Genomic DNA, 17786 nt, shown 5'->3' with positions numbered 1-17786 from the left:
ACTTTATAAATAATGAATAGATTATTTATAAAGTTTTGTAAGTTTTCTGTAACGGAGGACGATGATCACGTTTGATTTAATCCAAGATAAAGTAGAATGTTTTGAGGCGACCGATTTAGCGACGTTAGAGAAAAAAATCAATGAACAAATTGAACATAATAAAGCGATTTTACTTGAAGTACATCACGTATCATATCAAATGCAACGATTAGAAAACGGACAGCTCCTTTATAGCGCGATGGTGCATTTTAAAGCGAAAAAATAGAGCGTCACGGACGACGCTCTATTTCTTTTAATTGTTGCACTTTTGTTGGTTTCCACCCTTCATTTGTCACCCATTCGATAAACACTTTATAATGTTCCGTTTTATCTTTTTTAGAAACAGTAGCAACAGCATGATTCGGGCTTCCCCCATTTCCGATAAACCAAACGATCAAATCAGAAGAAGAAATGCGTGTCGCATAACTAATCGCATCAATCATTTCTTTCCAATCAACCGAGTTTTTATCGTACGTTGTTACATGCGGTTCCGATTGTGTTGTACCGATCGGCTGCCATGACGGATTGACGATTTCACGAACGACATTGGAATTTGGATCATCGACAACGGTTTCTTCTGCTTGCTCATTGTTTTCTTGTTGTTTTGATGGTTGTTCTGATGGTTGTTCATTCGTTTCTCTTTCGTTTGTTTCGACTTCAACTGGTTGCGGAGATGTGTTTGTTTCTTTTACCGAACGGTCGTTAGCAAACAACCATTTCCATCCGAAAAATAAAATAAGCGCAAATACGACCGCAATGAACGTGTTCAATATACGATTTACTCTTCTTTGTTTTGAACGTTTCGCAAAACGGCTGCTCACTCTTCGTTCATCCCTTTCTGTTCCAACTCATATGTTGCACGAACGATATCGGTAAAAATGGCGTTCGTGACAGAGGCAGCTGATGCTGTTTCTAATTGTACCACAACGAGCGCATATTTTGGACGGTCAGCGGGAAAATAACCTGCGAACCATTTGTTTACGAGTTTTTCTTTCCCCGTTTCTGCTGTTCCTGACTTTCCTGCTACGGCATAAGGCAATGATTGAAACGCATGACCTGTACCTTCTCGATGTGTCACAACAAGTTGTAACAGCTCTTGTAATTTACCGATCGTCTCTTTGTGCAAAGAATCGGTTGTTAATCGCTTTTCATCAAAAGTGAAAAACGTTGTACCGTTTTTATACATCATTTTTTGAACGATTCGTACTTGTTTTGCTTCACCGCCCCGAGCAATCGTTGCCATCATATTCGCTACCGCAAGCGGTGAAACGCGCACATCTTTTTGTCCAATGGACGTTTGCGCGACGGCAAGCGGAATATGTTTATCACGTTCATCTCCCCAAATCTTCCCTTTTTTCTCTTCATGAAGCGGGCGAAACGATGGAAAGTGATATACATCTCCCTCCCAACCAACGCGCGGCAACAATCCAAGTTTTTGAGCATATGTCTCAAACACATTTTTATCTATCGCAATCAACTGTTTTCCTAACTCTCCAAACGTCCTGTTACAACTGATCGCAAAACTCTCTTCAAACGTGCGCATGCCTTTCTTTTTTTCTTCTGGCTCACCGTTAATTTTTCGATCGCAGTTAAACGTTTGTCCGTGAATAAGTCCGTTTTCAAGTGCTGCTGCTGCAACGACTACTTTAAACACAGAACCCGGCACTTGAGGAAGGAGCGCTTTGTTTTGTGCCGCTTCGTCTTTATACGGATTTCGTTCATCAATTGTCGGAGCGCTCGCTAAAGCAAGCACGTCATTTGTTTTGACATCAAGTAAGACGACAGCCCCCTTTTGCATGCCATGTTGCGCTACAATTTGTTCAACACGCTGTTGCAGGGTACGATCAATCGTCGTTTGTACCGTAATCGGATAAAATGGATTTGCTTGCTCTGTATATTTCACATCCATGCCAAATAGCGGTTCACCGCGCGCATCTACGTGATACAGTAGCTTCGTTTCTCCATCAGGAATTAAAAACTCGTCAAATGAACTTTGTAATCCAGATATACCTATTTTTTTTGCTGATAATTTTCTATCGCCGTAGCGTTCCATGAGCAATTTCTCATTTTCACCGAGTAAACCGATCACATGTTGAGCGTATTTTTCCTTTAGCTCGTATTGTTTATGAACAGCGATGACACCGGGAATATGCAGCTCGTTAATCCGTTCCATTTGCCACGGTTGAAGCTGAATGGGTCGTTGTCCATTATGCAAGATGATTGGATCCCTCGCCTCTTCAAGCTGTCGTTTGATCGTCTCTTTTGGCATGGAAACGATCGCTGCAATTTGATCGATCGGCCAGTCCATTTTTTTTAAAAACGGAAATAAGACGAGCGTTGGAATATACTCATACGTAAGCGGCTGACCATAGCGATCGACGAACATCCCGCGCCCATCATCGATAATAAGCTGTTCCGTTCGTTGAGCGACGCTCGCTTCAATTAAATTGATCCCATGAAACGACTCGGTGCTTACAAGTTGTAGTTGAACGAGCCGACCGATCAAACTGAATATGGCTAGTTGAATGATTGTTAATATGATGAACATCCGTTTTTTTATCATAAAAAACACCTCGTCTTTATTGTCGACGAGGTGTTACATTTTAAAACCTATTTTACCGCAACGATTTTTACAACCATGTCTCCGCCAGGCGTATGAACTGTCACTTCTTCACCAACACGGCGGCCGATAAGCGATTTAGCAATCGGGGAATCGTTTGAAATTTTTCCTTCAAACGGATCCGCTTCTGCACTACCGACGATCGTATACGATTCTTCTTCCCCATCTGGAAGCTCGATAAATGTCACTGTTCTTCCGAGCGATACGACGTCTGTGCTTTCTAAATCTTCTTCAATAATTTTCGCATTGCGAATCATATTTTCAAGCATTTGGATGCGTGATTCAACGAACGCTTGCTCATCTTTTGCTGCATCGTACTCCGAGTTTTCGGATAAATCACCGAAACTGCGCGCAATTTGAATGCGCTCTACCACTTCTTTTCGCTTCACCGTTTTTAAATATTCAAGTTCTTGCTCGAGTTTCTCCTTCCCAGCTTTCGTCATTGGGTATTCTTTTTCCATTGACATGTCATTCACTCCTTTTTATTTATGTATGGAAAATGTACGAACGAGCTGTTCGTACAAAAGACAAAAAGTTTACATATTATCTATGCTATGGTATTACAAAATAGAATTTTGTTCAAGAATCGTTTGAATTTTTGTAACCATTAAGTCGATGGCAACATGATTATGGCCGCCTTCTGGGATAATGATATCGGCATACCGTTTCGTCGGCTCGATAAATTGATTGTGCATCGGACGCACGACGTTCACATATTGTTCAATGACGGACTCAAGCGTGCGTCCACGTTCTTTAATGTCGCGCAATAAGCGACGAATGATGCGAATGTCCGCATCTGTATCGACGTACACTTTAATATCCATTAAGTTGCGCAATCGTTCATCTTCTAATACAAGAATGCCTTCCAAAATAATAACATCTTTCGGCTCGACGCGAATGACTTCGTTTGAGCGCGTATGAAGCGTATAGTCGTATACAGGCTTATCAATTGGCTCGTAATTCAACAGTTTATTAATATGTTCAATAAGCAAGTCATTGTCAAAAGCGAGTGGATGATCGTAGTTTGTTTTTAATCGTTCTTCAAAAGGTAAATGGCTTTGATCTTTATAATAAAAATCTTGTTCAAGCATTAAAATAGAATGTCCTTGAAAATGTTCATAAATCGCTTTTGTAACGGTCGTTTTCCCCGAACCGGAGCCTCCTGCAACTCCGATGACAACCGGTTTCTTCCTCATGTTAGTGCCCCTTTCTCATCATGTTGTATGGGAAAACTTCTCGATCGACTTTAAAACGAACAATTTGAAGCGGATGACGTGCAGCATCGAGCTCGTTTCCTTCTTCATCCCAAATTTTTTCAATAACTTGTGTAAAGTTTTCAATTTCAGGTCCGAAAAATTCAACTTCATCACCCGGTTTAAAGAAGTTGCGCTGTTGCAACGTCACGATGCCTGTTTGTTTGTCATAATCAAGCACAAGACCGACGAAATCGTACGTCGTTTTTTTGCTATGGACGCCAAACATTTGCTCTTTATAGCCCGGAACACCTTCAAAAAAGGCTGGTGCTGTATCGCGGTTCGCACATTTATCGAGCTCATCTAGCCACTCTTTTCGAATGACGAAATTGTCAGGATCTGCGCAGTAGGCATCAATGACTTTTCGATACACACTAACGACCGTTGCCACATAGTGAATCGACTTCATGCGCCCTTCGATTTTTAAACTATCAATACCAAGTTCAATCATTTTCGGGATAGATTGGATTAAGTTTAAATCTTTCGGGCTCATCGCAAATGGATCGTCCGTTTCGTCAAATAACGCCAGCGCTTCATCTCCTTCGAGCTTGTACAAATCGTAATCCCAGCGACACGATTGACAACAGCCACCGCGGTTAGAATCACGCGCGGTCATATGATTGCTTAATACACATCGACCCGAATACGCAATACACATCGCACCGTGAATAAACGTTTCGATTTCAATATCGACTTTTTCTTTTATTTCACGAATTTCTTCTGCGCTAGTTTCACGGGCTAAAACGACGCGCTCAAGTCCTTCTTCTTTCCAAAATTGTACTGCTTTCCAATTCGTGAGCGACTGTTGAGTGCTTAAATGTACTTCAAGTTTTGGTGCAACGCGGCGTGCGGTTTCAATAATAAGCGGGTCAGCAACGATAATGCCGTGCACACCTACGCGCTCTAAACCGCGTAAATAATCTTCAAGACCAGGAATGTTTTCGTTATGGGCGTAAATGTTTGTCGTCACGTAAATTTTCGCCCCATATTTACTTGCAAATTGCACACCTTCCGCCATTTCTTCAAGGGTAAAGTTATCGGCATTTGAGCGGAGACCGTATTCTTGTCCACCGATAAACACAGCGTCTGCCCCGTAATGAACCGCTACTTTTAGCTTTTCTAAGTTGCCGGCTGGAGCGAGCAGCTCTGGTTTTTTCACAATGACACGCTTGCCATCGATGATTTGTGATATGCTCATATGTCTCCCTCCTTTTTTTAATATACTGTTTCTTTAAAGAAAAAGCCGGTGTCTAACGGACGATGTTTCGGTTGAATCGCTTCAATGCGCGCAAACAACTCGCCTTTTTCTTCTTCGTATTGCCTGCGGTTTTCTACGCATAAATCAATGGCGCGTCGATACAGTTTCGTTACTTCTGTAATATAACTCGAGTCATGAAGGACGCCATCAATTTTAAAGCTATCGATTTCTGCGTCAATCATGTCTTCTAGTTCGTCAATAATGCAAATATCGTTTGGGCTCATAATATGCGTACCGTTTTCATCTTCAAAAATTGGGTATTTGTTATCGCGCTCTTTATCGTATAAAAAGAGCCCTTTTGCATATTTCATTTGTTGTACTTCCATAAACTTTCCTTGATATTCAAAATAGTTGCCAATGAGGGAACGTTTCGATTGGAACATGCACGTCATGCCATGCACTTGCACTTCAACTTCCACTTCCGCATGATTTTTAATATCAATAATTTCTTCCATATTTAATTCTCGGGCAAGAACAGCACGTTTCGCTCCTTTTCGTCCCCAATAGTTGCACGCATACCAGTTTGTTGCTGTCGTTTCCGTATTCCAATGAAGTTTCATATGCGGTGCCACTTCTCGTACCGTCATTAGAACCGCTGGGTCGCCAAATACGATTGCATCCACTTGTTCTTCTGCTAAAAAACGGACGTAATCACCTAGTTCATCGACTTTATCGTTATGAAAAAGCGCGTTCATCGCAACATATACGCGCACACCGTACTTGCGAGCAACTTGCATCGCATCTGCCACATCTTGCCGTGAAAATTCGCCTGCTAAACGTAAGCCGTATCGTTGTTCACCAATGATGACCGCATTTGCTCCTGCTTGGGCGAGTTGTTCGATATGGGCAACGCTCGTTGGCGTAACAAGCAATTCTGGTTTTTTCATTTTACTCACCTCGTTTTCTCGATATCGCCATTCCGTCACCGATCGGAATGATGATCGTTTCATAGCGCGGATGCGCCATCAACCATTCGTTATACGCTTGAATTTTTTTCATGAGCTGACGAATGCGTTTTTGTTCAATCGGTTCATTTGTGGCGACAAGTCCTTTAAACAATACGTTATCTGTTATAATAATCCCCTTTTCACTTAAAAGAGGCTCGTACAACTCAAAAAAGCGGCGATATTGTCCTTTTGCCGCATCAATAAACAAGACGTCAAACGGAGCATATTTTTTTACTTCATTGTTTATGTCAAGGGCATCACCAAACAGTAGCGTCATTTGCTCTTTCGTATTCGTTTGCTCCGTGTACATAAGCGCTTGTTTGTAGCGTTCTTCATCTCGTTCGATCGTCACAATTTTCGCATTCGGCAACGCTTTCGCCATCCGAATAGCAGAGTAGCCAATCGCTGTGCCAATTTCTAAAATGCGCATCGGATGGATGAGTTTTAATATGTGCAACATCGTTTCGATGCTGAGCGCATCCATAATTGGAACACCGTGTTCACGCGCATATTGTTCCATCGCTACGATTGCTTCTTCTTTTTTAGGAAGTAATGATTCCACATATTGAATAATTTCCTGATTTACCAACAAACCGTCCTCCTCGTAAAAACAAGAGTTCAAACGAGTTGAACTCTTGTTTCGTCACGATCCATAACTTTATATATACTACCATAAATCAAAACAAAATGCGAACGTTTTATTGCTTTCCGATATATTTTGCCTTTTCGCGATTATGTTCGTCAAGTGTTTTTGTAAAAATCACTTCTCCTGCCGGTGTAGCTAAAAAGTAAAAGTAATCTGTCTCCGCTGGATGAAGAGCAGCGTGAAGCGACATTTCCCCTGCATTCGCAATCGGCCCTGGCGGAAGTCCTTTATACATATACGTATTGTACGGTGAGTTTACTTCCAAGTCTTTGTAATATACACGTTGTTTATGTTTGCCGAGCGCATATAAAACAGTTGGATCAGTTTGGAGCGGCATTCCTTTTTCTAATCGATTGTAAAACACGCTTGCAATTTTTTCACGATCTGCCTTTTCCGTTGCTTCTTCTTCAATGAGTGATGCCATCGTTAACAGTTGATGAACCGTCATGCCACGCGCTTCCATATCTTCTGTATATTTCGCCAACACTTCTTCTGTTTTGGTGATCATCGTTTCAATGATTTCTTCAAGCGAAGGTTTTTCTTCTGTAAACGAATATGTCGCTGGAAATAAATATCCTTCAAGCGCATAACGGATGTTTTTATTTAAAATATCCGTTGTTAAAACAGAAGGGTATTTTTTTATAAGCTCATCAATATAGGCACGATTCGTTAATTTCGCCATAATGTCTTCTGATGAATAGCTTGTTTTTTGCGAAATAATTGTCGCAATTTGCGTCAGCTGTTTTCCTTCTGGAATCGTTATTTTTAATTTCGCTTCTTTGACGACTTTTCCTGTTTTTAACTTGTCAACAATTTGATCTAACGTCATGGCTTTTGTAAACGTATAATTGCCTGCTTGAAAGTCGGCGTGGTTTTTAAATTTCACATAATAACGAAAAATGGTCGCATTTTTAATCACACCGTTTTTTTCTAATACATTCGCAATCGTATACACCGATGAACCGATTGGAATTTCTACTTGAATTGGCGTTTTGTCGTTCGGATCAACCGGCTGCAAGGCAGAACGAATATATACAAACAAGCCAATGCATACAGCAATCATAAGCAATAATAAAGGTGCTGTAATATATAAGACAATTTTCCGCACCGTTTGCGCTTCGTGTTCTTGTAACATGCGTCATCCTCCCCTCACTTTTGACATTATACTACAAATAATGACATGACATAAATAAAAAAAGAAGCTGACGTATAGCCAGCCTCTTATTCTTCTGCTTCTTCCTCTTCACCGAGGAATGTGTTTAACATTTCTTCGATCATATCCCATTCTTCTTCTGTTTCGATCGGCTGCAATTCTCCTGCTCGCCCATCTTCTCCAGGAGTAAAGGAAGATGCGTGGATTTCGATTTCTTCGTTGTCATCTTCTTCCGCGCCGATTGGGTAGTACAGAACGTAAGATTTTCCGAATTCTTCAGATTCAAATGTAAATAATACTTCGCAAAGTTGCTCGTTGCCGTCTTCATCAACGACTGTAATGTGTTTTTCACCGTGTTCCATCATGTTCACCTCAATTGTTTATGATCCAAATACGATTGTAAAATCATCACTGCGGCCATTTTGTCGATCACTTGTTTTCGCTTTTTTCGACTAACATCCGCAGCGATCAACATGCGCTCTGCAGCCATCGTGGACAATCTTTCATCCCACAGCACGACAGGAAGTGAAAACGTTTGTTTCACTTGTTCTGCAAAGCGTTTTGTCGCCTCACCACGCGGTCCGATCGTGCCGTTCATGTTTTTTGGAAATCCGACCACGATTTCCTCGACCGCGTATTGCTCAATTAATTGTCGCAAACGGTCAAAACCATATTCACCGTTTTCTTCATCGATACGAATCGTCTCGATGCCTTGAGCCGTCCATCCTAACTCGTCGCTTACAGCAACGCCGAGCGTTTTCGTTCCGACGTCTAATCCTAAAATACGCATGTGGCTATTCCTCGCGATGTGTTCGTAAATAGAATTTCACTAATTCTTCAATTAATTCGTCGCGATCGACTTTACGAATTAAGTTTCTGGCATCTTTATGGCGAGGGATGTAAGCTGGATCACCAGATAATAAGTAGCCGACTATTTGGTTAATTGGGTTATACCCTTTTTCTTGTAATGCGTCGTATACGGTAAGCAACACTTCCCGAACATCGGCATCCATCGGTTCTTCCGAGAAGTTAAATTGCATTGTATTATCAAACGAACTCACCGTCTTTTGCACCCCACTCTCACGTTCCACGAAATCTGGCATATCCATCCTTACATCCATTGTACACGATTTCCACCATTTATTAAACAGATTTTACCCACTGTTCGACAAATTTAAGCGCTTCGTCTACTTTATTCGCATCTTTTCCGCCCGCTTGTGCTAAATCTGCTCGGCCACCGCCGCCACCGCCGCAGCGCGCCGCTACTTCTTTAATGAGTTTCCCTGCATGATAGCCGCGGTCGACTAAATCGTTTGTTACACCAGCAATTAAGTTTACTTTATTTTGTTGTACAGAAGCAAGCACAATGATTGCTGATCCTAATTTTTGTTTTAAATCGTCGACCATCGCACGCAAGCTGTTCATATCGGCGTTATTAACTTTGCTTGTGACAAGTTGAACACCGTTTACTTCTTTCACTCGGTTTACTAAGCTTTCCGCTTCCATATGACTTAAACGGGCAGAAAGCGATTCATTTTCACGCTGCAATTCACGTATATCGTTCATGAGCGTATCGATGCGCGTTACCACATCTTTCGGATTTGTTTTTAATTTTTCCGCTACTTCTTTTAACAGTGCAATTTGATCGTTCATTAAACGATACGCAGCTTTTCCTGTGACCGCTTCAATACGGCGTGTACCTGCCCCAATGCCTGATTCAGAAACGATTTTAAACAAGCCGATTTCCGCCGTATTTGTGACATGGCAACCACCGCAAAGCTCTAGGCTATAGTCGCCTACTTGCACAACGCGCACGATGTCGCCATATTTTTCGCCAAATAGCGCCATCGCTCCCATCGCTTTTGCTTCATCAAGAGGTTTATAGTCGATCACAACAGGGATGTTGCGCCAAATTTGCTCGTTCACAATCGCTTCAATTTGCTCAAGCTCTTCTTGCTTCACTTGACCGAAATGCGTAAAGTCAAAACGTAAACGGTCAGGCGCAACAAGCGAACCGGCTTGATTGACATGTACGCCAAGCACATCTTTTAACGCTTGATGCAACAAATGTGTCGCTGTATGGTTTTTCACGATATTAATGCGCGCTGCTTCATCGACATGCGCAATGTATGTGCCATTTGTTTGAATGACCCCATGTTCGACAACGATATGGTGTAAATGTTGACCGTTCGGTGCTTTTTGGACATCTTTGACGTACGCTTTTCCTGTTTCTCCTTCGATCCAGCCACGATCCGCAATTTGTCCACCACTTTCTGCATAAAACGGCGTTTCACGTAAAATTATTTGCGCTTCTTGCCCTTCGCTCACTTCGTTCACAAGTTGACCGTCTTTTACGATCACTTCGACAACAGACGAAACAGAAAGTTGATCGTAGCCGACAAACGTGCTTTCTACTTTAATGTCGCCTAATACGCCACCTTGTACTTGCATCGAATCGACATCTTGACGTGCAGCACGCGCTCGTTCACGTTGGCGCTCCATTTCACGCTCAAAACCATCATGGTCGACTTTCATTCCTTCTTCTTCCGCATACTCTTCCGTTAATTCAATAGGGAAGCCGTATGTATCGTACAAGCGGAATACATCCTCACCGCTGATTGTATCGCTACCACGTTGTTTTTCTTTTTCAATGACGCTTGCTAAAATCGCAAGTCCTTCGCTTAACGTTTCGTGGAAGCGCTCTTCTTCGTTTTTAATGACTTTTTGAATAAATTGTGCTTTTTCTTTCACTTCCGGATAATAGTCGACCATAATTTCGCCGACAACTGGAACGAGTTCATACATAAACGGACGTTGAATGTTTAATTGTTTCGCATAACGAACTGCACGGCGCAATAAGCGGCGCAACACATAACCGCGTCCTTCGTTTGATGGAAGGGCACCGTCTCCAATCGCAAACGTTACGGTACGAATATGATCCGCGATCACTTTAAATGCCACGTCTTTTTCGGCATTTGTACGATATGCTTCACCTGAAATTTGTTCTGTTGCGCGAATGATCGGCATAAATAAGTCGGTATCAAAGTTTGTTGGCACATCTTGTAAAATTGAGCACATTCGCTCTAATCCCATGCCTGTATCAATGTTTTTCTTCGGAAGCGGCGTGTACGTACCGTCAGGATTATGGTTAAATTGCGAAAAGACGAGGTTCCATACTTCTAAATAACGTTCGTTTTCTCCCCCCGGATATAATTCCGGATCGTTCGGGTCGTTACCAAATTGTTCCCCGCGGTCATAAAAAATTTCTGTATTTGGGCCACTTGGACCTTCCCCGATATCCCAGAAGTTTCCTTCTAGCCGAATAATGCGTTCTTCTGGCAACCCGATTTCGTTATGCCAAATGTCGAACGCTTCTTCATCTTCTGGATGGATCGTGACAGAAAGACGATTTGGATCAAAGCCGATCCATTTTTCGCTCGTTAAAAACTCCCATGCCCAATGAATCGCTTCTCGTTTAAAATAATCACCGATTGAGAAGTTCCCGAGCATTTCAAAAAACGTATGATGGCGCGCTGTTTTTCCGACATTTTCAATATCGTTTGTGCGAATCGATTTTTGCGCATTACAAATGCGTGGATTATCTGGAATGACACGACCATCAAAATATTTTTTTAATGTGGCTACACCGCTATTAATCCATAACAACGATGGATCGTCAATTGGAATGAGCGATGCGCTCGGCTCAACGGCGTGACCTTTTTCTTTGAAAAAGTCTAAAAACATTTGACGAACTTGAGCAGATGTTAGCTTTTTCACGTTTCCTTCCTCCCTCATAAAATATAAAAAACTCCCATCCCTGCTCAGGGACGAGAGCTTGCTCGCGGTACCACCCTGTTTATGGACAAACGTCCATCACCTCAACCGCCGTAACGTGGCTTCGTCGGCAGGATTTGCCTGCACTCAGGATTAGCGTTCTGTTACCCTTCATCTGGAATTTCTTTCAGCCGCGGAAATTCCTCTCTGTGCGCCAAAATGCGCTTTAAGATGGACTGTAACATACTCGATCCGTCATCGTTTTTGTATGTATTACTCTTGTGAAAATTATAGACAAGCCCCTTTTTTTTGTCAATTTGTTTTCAATGAACGAATATGCACAAATGTCGCCTTACCAATCGCAACGATCGGAACAGCAATAATTAAACCGATGATACCACCGATTTCCCCGCCAACAAATAGGGAAAACATAATGATTAGCGGATGTAAATGTAAGCTTTTCCCTACAATAAGTGGAGATAAAATGTTTCCTTCAATAAACTGCAATAAAAAGACGATGCCGACAGTAAGAAGTAATTTGTTTACCGATATGGTTGCGGCAATAATCGCTGCTGGAATGGCGCCGATAATTGGTCCGAAATACGGAATGACGTTTGTTATGCCAACGATAATGCCAAGCAAAAGAGGGTATTTCATATCAATAAGCCAAAACGAAAGCGCAGCAGCTGTTCCAATCAATAGGCAAACAAACAATTGTCCACGAATATACCCACCGAGTGTGCGATCGACATCGCGCAAAAATTGAACGCCTTTATTTCGCCATTTTTTCGGAGTCCATTCCCATGCCACTTTTTTGATAAGCTCCACATCTTTTAACATGTAAAATGCGATAAACGGAATAATAAAAAAGACGATGACTCGATTAATTAGCTGTTTCAATCCGATAATTGTTCCTGTAACCGCCCCGCTAATAAACGTTTCTGCTTCTGTAATCATCGCTTCAATTCGTTTATGAACATCGTAGGGCCATGTGGCTGTTTCTTCATGAATATAATTCGTCCATTGTTCATACGTGCGGACAAATATCGGTAAACTTTTATTTAAATCTTCAAGCTGGGCAATAAATAATGGTGTGCCTTTATAAACCGCAAAACCGATTCCACCAAAAAATAACGCATAAATGGAAAGAATAGCGAGCGCTCTCGGCATCCCACGTTGATGAACATACTCTACGACAGGATGCAATAAGTATGTAATGAACGCAGCCATAAGAAAAGGGGTTATAATTTTAATAAACATATGTAAAAATGGCAGCCATACGGATTTGAGTTTCACAACGAAGTAAATAAAAATTAAAACTAATAACATTTTCGTTAAGCGAACGAAAAAATGAAGATGTGGATGTTCCAAACTGACCCCTCCTTTACTTCTATAGTGTGGGGACAAATAGAAGATGTTATACAAAAAAAACGGCAACCTCAAATGAGATTGCCGTTTTTCGCTACATAAATGGACGTAACATTTGTTTGCCGACTTTTCGCATGTTGCGCATGTTCATGCCACCGTTTCGTTGCGCTAATTGGTACGCTGCCACTCCAGCACCGATCGCAATTAAAGAAGCAATTGTTCGATTCATCGTCATTCTCCTTTCATTACGAAAACAAAGTTCGTTCATGTTCGCTGAATAAATCGTCAAGCGAGCTAAGCGTTCCATCTTCTTCGACTTGATGCGTATAAATCATTCCTTTTTGAACGGTTAGCTCAATAAAGCAATTCCAGCAATAATACTGGTTGACGCCAATTTTCCCTAAATCTTTACTTTGACAGTTCGGACACTTTAACATAAAAGGCACGCTCCTTTTCATTTTTTCTTCTATCTTTGTCATTTTTTTACGTAAACATACATCATTGAAAAAGAAGCGTGCCGATATGTGTGTCCATTGTTATGTTACGTCATTTTCCATAAAGTCATACGGGGTAACACCTTCCATCCCGATGTTTGCATCTTCCATCGGGAGCAGTTGTTGCTTAGGTGAAATGGCAGCTATTAATTTTTCATATAACGTCGTTTGTCTCGTTCCGTCATCTGTTCGCACAACCCCGAGTTGGAACGCTTCTTCTTCACCGCATAAAATTAAATATTGCTTACTGCGCGTAATGGCTGTGTATAATAAATTGCGTCGCAGCATGCGATAATAACTTTTCACAACAGGCAAAATGACGATCGGGAATTCACTTCCTTGCGATTTATGAATCGAACAACAATATGCGTGCGTAATGTGATGCAATTCTTGTTTCGGATACGTCACTTCATTTCCATCAAACGAAACGACAACGAGATCTTGTTTTTCGACATTTTCATTCGCATAAAAAATAGCAACGATCTCACCGATGTCTCCATTAAATACGTTTTCATCCGGCTGATTGACAAGTTGCAACACTTTATCCCCTACACGGTAAACGACATCACCAAAAGTAAGCTCTCGCTTGTTGTCATGTTTTGGGTTGAATAATTGTTGTAACGTCTCATTGAGTCGATTAATTCCCGCATGACCGCGATACATCGGTGCGAGCACTTGAACGTCTTTCGCCCGATATCCTTTTTGTTTCGCGTTTTCAGCTACTTTTTTTACAACGTCAACGACTTGTGCACTCGTGCAACGAATAAACGAGCGATCTTTTTGTGGAATCGTCAAATCATGAGGAATGTTTCCATCTTTAATCGCATGAGCAAGCGAAATGATCGACGAACCTTCCGCCTGACGATAAATGTCTGTTAGTCGAACGGTCGGAATGACGTTTGCACGAAGTAAGTCTTTTAATACTTGTCCTGGTCCGACCGACGGTAGTTGATCCTCATCGCCCACGAAAATGACTTGCATCGATGATGGAACAGACTTTAACAACTGATTTGCTAGCCACGTATCGACCATAGACATTTCGTCAACAATTAACAACTTTCCGTCAATCGGTTCGTCTTCCCCGCGTTGAAACCCGTCACCACTCCAGCCGAGCAAACGATGAATCGTCATCGCCGGCAAACTTGTCGATTCCGTCATGCGCTTCGCCGCTCGTCCGGTTGGAGCCGCAAGTAAAATGGGAAACGGCTCGTCTGCATCATAGGTCGCAGGATCAAGCGATAATCCATGTAATTTGGCGAATAAATGAACGATGCCGTTAATGACCGTTGTTTTCCCTGTGCCTGGTCCGCCCGTTAAAATGAACAACGGGGAACAAAGCGCTTGTTGAATCGCCTCTTTTTGTTTTTGCGAATATTGGATATTTGCTTCTTCTTCCCATTCACCAAGCGCAAGCAAAAATTCCGCTTCGGAAAATGTCGACATATCACATTGTTCGAGTAGTCGCCTAACGTTTGACGCAATGCCTTTTTCCGCAAAATATAACGAAGGGATATAAAAACGATCTTCTTCAACGATTAACTTCCCTTCTTCAGATAAATGAACCATTTCACGAGAAATGCAAGAGACATCAACAAGTTCTTGACGTTTTGCTTCTAACAGCTGTTTTACTTCTGTAAGCAGTTGTTCATACGTCATATACACATGTCCTTCTTGCATGCAATGTTGTTCAATGACATATAAACAACCTGCGCGAATGCGATCAGGATGATTCCCAGAAATGCCGAGTTGCAAGCCGAGATCGTCTGCACGGCCGAATCCGATCCCTTCAACATCTTCCACAAGTTGATACGGATTTGTGCGAATGATTTGTAACGTTTCATCTTTGTACACTTGGTAAATCTTCATCGATAATTGCGGTCCGAAGCCAAATTGCGATAAAGCGATCATGATTTGTTCTAATCCTTCATGTTCGCGCAACGTTTCATACAGTTGCTTCGCTTTTGCTTTTGTCAGTTTCGGTACGTTCGCGAGCACATCGGGGTCTTCTAATATTTTAGAAATGGCTCTCTCGCCTAAAGTTTCTACGATGGCGGTTGCTGTTTTTTTGCCGATTCCTTTAAACATGCCTCCCGCTAAATATTGAATGACTCCTTCTTTCGTCTCAGGAAACTCTTTTCGAAAATGATCGGCAACATATTGTTTCCCAAAGCGCGGATGTTCTTTAAATGAGCCGAAAAACGTATATGTATCATGCTCGCCGAGCAAAGGGAAATAGCCTGTCACAACAACATCTTTTTCTATATGCGCTTCATTTGTTTCTTCCACACGCACACGAATGACCGAATATAAATTGTCTTCGTTATGAAAAATTGTACCGACATGGACGCCTTTAATAAATGATCGTCCGTCTAAGTCTAACTGTTGTTGCAACGCCATCCCCCCCTTTTTTTACTGTAATGCTTGCTCCATTAGCTTTTTCCCATGACCTGCTAACAAATGATCCGGCTGAATGATAAGCGCCTTTTCAAACATCGCATGTGCAGTTTTCGGATCGTCTTTGTATGCATAGGCCACACCTAAATTGTAGTACGCATCCGCATGTTGATCGTTTAAATGAATCGTCCGTTTAAAATACGTCATCGCCTCATCGACAAACTGCAATTGAGCTAAGCAAAGTCCAAGCTGAAACGTCGCTTCCACATCGCGCTTGTTTAATTCTACTGCCCGCTGAAAATACGGCATCGCTAAACGAGGCTGCTCTAAATACATGAGCGACATGCCAAGCATAAAAAACACATCGCCGTCCGTTAATCCAGCTTGAATCGCCCGTTCAAATTGTTGTTTTGCAAGTTCGAACTGTTGGCGATTGTAATAAATCGATCCGAGTCCGTAATATGCGGTTGCGGCTTTTTCATCAAGTTCAATCGCTTTGTGAAAAAAACGTATCGCCTTTTCTTCTTCCCCGACCGCTGCTAATACGTTCCCGAAATTAATGTAGCCAACAGGGTCATTCGGTCGTTGTTCAATTGCTTCATGAAAGCATTTGACCGCTTCTTCATATTTTCCTTGCTGCATATATTGAATGCCTTGCGCATTGTAATCCATTGCTATCACCTCATATCAATATTATAACAAAAAAGCCTTCAACTCGTCTGTTGAGTTGAAGGTTAACCAACGTATGTGAGTTTTTCTCCATCGCGAAAGACTTGATCGATCGTTCCGCCACCTAGACATTGTTCACCGTTGTAGAACACGACCGCTTGACCTGGAGTTACTGCGCGCACCCGTTGACTGAATGACACACGCGCGACCGTCCCATCGATCATTTCTACTGTTACCGGCACATCTGGTTGGCGATAACGGAATTTCGCTGTACATGAAATCGGTTCACTTGGCTTTCGGTCGCTGACCCAATTCACATTCGTTGCAATAATTGCATCAGAATAAAGTAATTCATTATCAAATCCTTGCGCCACATATAAAATGTTTTCTTTTACGTTTTTCCCGACGACAAACCAAGGCTCTCCGCTACCACCGATACCAAGTCCGTGTCGCTGTCCGATCGTATAATACATTAACCCATCGTGCGTGCCTTTCACTTGTCCATCGAGCGTTTGCATCTCGCCCGGTTGCGCAGGTAAATAATTGCTTAAAAACTGCTTGAAATTGCGCTCGCCGATGAAACAAATGCCTGTGCTATCTTTTTTTCCTGCTGTCGCAAGCCCTGTTTCTTTTGCAATTTCGCGCACTTGCGATTTTTGCAATTCCCCGATCGGAAACAGCACTTTCGACAATTGCGCTTGTCCGAGTTGATTTAAAAAGTACGTTTGATCTTTGTTTGCATCTAATCCGCGCAACAATTGATATTCACCATCGCGATAGGCAACGCGCGCATAATGACCTGTTGCTAAATAGTCAGCACCAAGCGCCATCGCATGTTCTAAAAACGCTTTAAATTTAATTTCTTTATTGCACATCACATCTGGATTTGGCGTGCGCCCTGCTTTATATTCATCTAAAAAATACGTAAATACTTTTTCCCAATATTGCTTTTCAAAATTAACTGCATAATACGGGATACCCATTTGATTGCAAACACGCACAACATCTTCATAATCTTCCGTTGCCGTACATACCCCGTTTTCATCGGTATCGTCCCAGTTTTTCATAAAAATGCCGATGACATCATATCCTTGTTGTTTTAACAATAATGCCGCGACCGATGAGTCAACTCCACCGGACATGCCTACGACTACTCTTGCCATCGTTTTCC

At 42.0% G+C, this 17786-nt stretch carries 19 protein-coding genes; 1 reads left to right on the top strand and 18 read right to left on the bottom strand.

Translation table 11 applies throughout. From position 1 onward, the window contains the following. Positions 1-61: 61 nt before the first annotated feature. A complete protein-coding gene (locus ACYQY7_RS00865; RefSeq protein ID WP_461200272.1) occupies positions 62-265 on the top strand; it encodes a DUF2536 family protein in 204 nt (67 codons plus the stop codon). 4 nt (positions 266-269) lie between these two features. Here ACYQY7_RS00865 and ACYQY7_RS00860 read toward each other — a convergent pair whose 3' ends face one another. The 18 genes from ACYQY7_RS00860 to mnmA all read right to left on the bottom strand — a co-directional run bounded on the left by ACYQY7_RS00860 (position 270) and on the right by mnmA (position 17778). Continuing rightward, positions 270-860, bottom strand: coding sequence for a YrrS family protein (locus ACYQY7_RS00860; RefSeq protein ID WP_461200271.1), 591 nt, complete (start codon positions 858-860; stop codon positions 270-272). Further along, positions 857-2602: a peptidoglycan D,D-transpeptidase FtsI family protein gene (locus ACYQY7_RS00855; RefSeq protein WP_461200270.1), complete on the bottom strand. Its 1746-nt coding sequence runs from the start codon at positions 2600-2602 to the stop codon at positions 857-859. The genes ACYQY7_RS00860 and ACYQY7_RS00855 overlap by 4 nt, the downstream gene beginning before the upstream one ends. Before the next feature lie 47 nt (positions 2603-2649). Further along, the gene (gene greA, locus ACYQY7_RS00850; RefSeq protein ID WP_009361671.1) at positions 2650-3126 is read right to left on the bottom strand and encodes a transcription elongation factor GreA; all 477 of its coding nucleotides are present in this window, start codon (positions 3124-3126) and stop codon (positions 2650-2652) included. Between the two features lie 93 nt (positions 3127-3219). Then, entirely contained in the window at positions 3220-3855 is a 636-nt protein-coding gene (gene udk / locus ACYQY7_RS00845; RefSeq protein WP_183241097.1) for a uridine kinase, read from the bottom strand. A gap of 1 nt (position 3856) precedes the next feature. Next, a complete protein-coding gene (locus ACYQY7_RS00840) occupies positions 3857-5110 on the bottom strand; it encodes a peptidase U32 family protein (protein ID WP_461200269.1) in 1254 nt (417 codons plus the stop codon). 17 nt (positions 5111-5127) lie between these two features. Then, entirely contained in the window at positions 5128-6057 is a 930-nt protein-coding gene (locus ACYQY7_RS00835) for a peptidase U32 family protein (protein WP_461200268.1), read from the bottom strand. Position 6058: 1 nt separating this feature from the next. Then, complete coding sequence (locus tag ACYQY7_RS00830; protein ID WP_461200267.1) at positions 6059-6706, bottom strand: O-methyltransferase; 648 nt, start codon at positions 6704-6706, stop codon at positions 6059-6061. 109 nt (positions 6707-6815) lie between these two features. Further along, on the bottom strand, positions 6816-7898 hold the full coding sequence (mltG, locus tag ACYQY7_RS00825; RefSeq protein ID WP_461200266.1) for an endolytic transglycosylase MltG: 1083 nt from the start codon (positions 7896-7898) through the stop codon (positions 6816-6818). Positions 7899-7984: 86 nt separating this feature from the next. Continuing rightward, positions 7985-8278 carry a DUF1292 domain-containing protein gene (locus ACYQY7_RS00820; RefSeq protein ID WP_461200265.1) on the bottom strand — a complete coding sequence of 98 codons (294 nt, stop codon included), beginning with the start codon at positions 8276-8278 and terminating at the stop codon, positions 7985-7987. A gap of 5 nt (positions 8279-8283) precedes the next feature. Continuing rightward, on the bottom strand, positions 8284-8706 hold the full coding sequence (ruvX, locus tag ACYQY7_RS00815; RefSeq protein WP_461200264.1) for a Holliday junction resolvase RuvX: 423 nt from the start codon (positions 8704-8706) through the stop codon (positions 8284-8286). A 4-nt stretch (positions 8707-8710) separates the two neighbouring features. Further along, the gene (locus ACYQY7_RS00810; protein WP_461200278.1) at positions 8711-8977 is read right to left on the bottom strand and encodes an IreB family regulatory phosphoprotein; all 267 of its coding nucleotides are present in this window, start codon (positions 8975-8977) and stop codon (positions 8711-8713) included. An 82-nt stretch (positions 8978-9059) separates the two neighbouring features. Next, entirely contained in the window at positions 9060-11693 is a 2634-nt protein-coding gene (alaS, locus tag ACYQY7_RS00805; RefSeq protein ID WP_461200263.1) for an alanine--tRNA ligase, read from the bottom strand. Between the two features lie 309 nt (positions 11694-12002). After that, positions 12003-13061: an AI-2E family transporter gene (locus tag ACYQY7_RS00800; RefSeq protein WP_461200262.1), complete on the bottom strand. Its 1059-nt coding sequence runs from the start codon at positions 13059-13061 to the stop codon at positions 12003-12005. 91 nt (positions 13062-13152) lie between these two features. Beyond that, positions 13153-13293, bottom strand: coding sequence for a YrzQ family protein (locus ACYQY7_RS00795; protein WP_080730253.1), 141 nt, complete (start codon positions 13291-13293; stop codon positions 13153-13155). 10 nt (positions 13294-13303) lie between these two features. After that, positions 13304-13495 carry a hypothetical protein gene (locus ACYQY7_RS00790; protein ID WP_032100167.1) on the bottom strand — a complete coding sequence of 64 codons (192 nt, stop codon included), beginning with the start codon at positions 13493-13495 and terminating at the stop codon, positions 13304-13306. Between the two features lie 99 nt (positions 13496-13594). Next, positions 13595-15949: an SF1B family DNA helicase RecD2 gene (gene recD2 / locus ACYQY7_RS00785; RefSeq protein ID WP_461200261.1), complete on the bottom strand. Its 2355-nt coding sequence runs from the start codon at positions 15947-15949 to the stop codon at positions 13595-13597. A gap of 12 nt (positions 15950-15961) precedes the next feature. Continuing rightward, positions 15962-16618 (bottom strand): tetratricopeptide repeat protein, encoded by a 657-nt coding sequence (locus ACYQY7_RS00780; RefSeq protein WP_461200260.1) that lies wholly within the window; start codon positions 16616-16618, stop codon positions 15962-15964. 62 nt (positions 16619-16680) lie between these two features. After that, positions 16681-17778 carry a tRNA 2-thiouridine(34) synthase MnmA gene (gene mnmA, locus ACYQY7_RS00775; RefSeq protein WP_461200259.1) on the bottom strand — a complete coding sequence of 366 codons (1098 nt, stop codon included), beginning with the start codon at positions 17776-17778 and terminating at the stop codon, positions 16681-16683. Positions 17779-17786 lie beyond the last annotated feature (8 nt).

This window comes from Anoxybacillus sp. TBDG-1 (genome assembly GCF_054815885.1).
The sequence above is the reverse complement of the archived record's forward strand: the minus strand, read 5'-3'. Positions and strand labels throughout refer to the sequence as shown.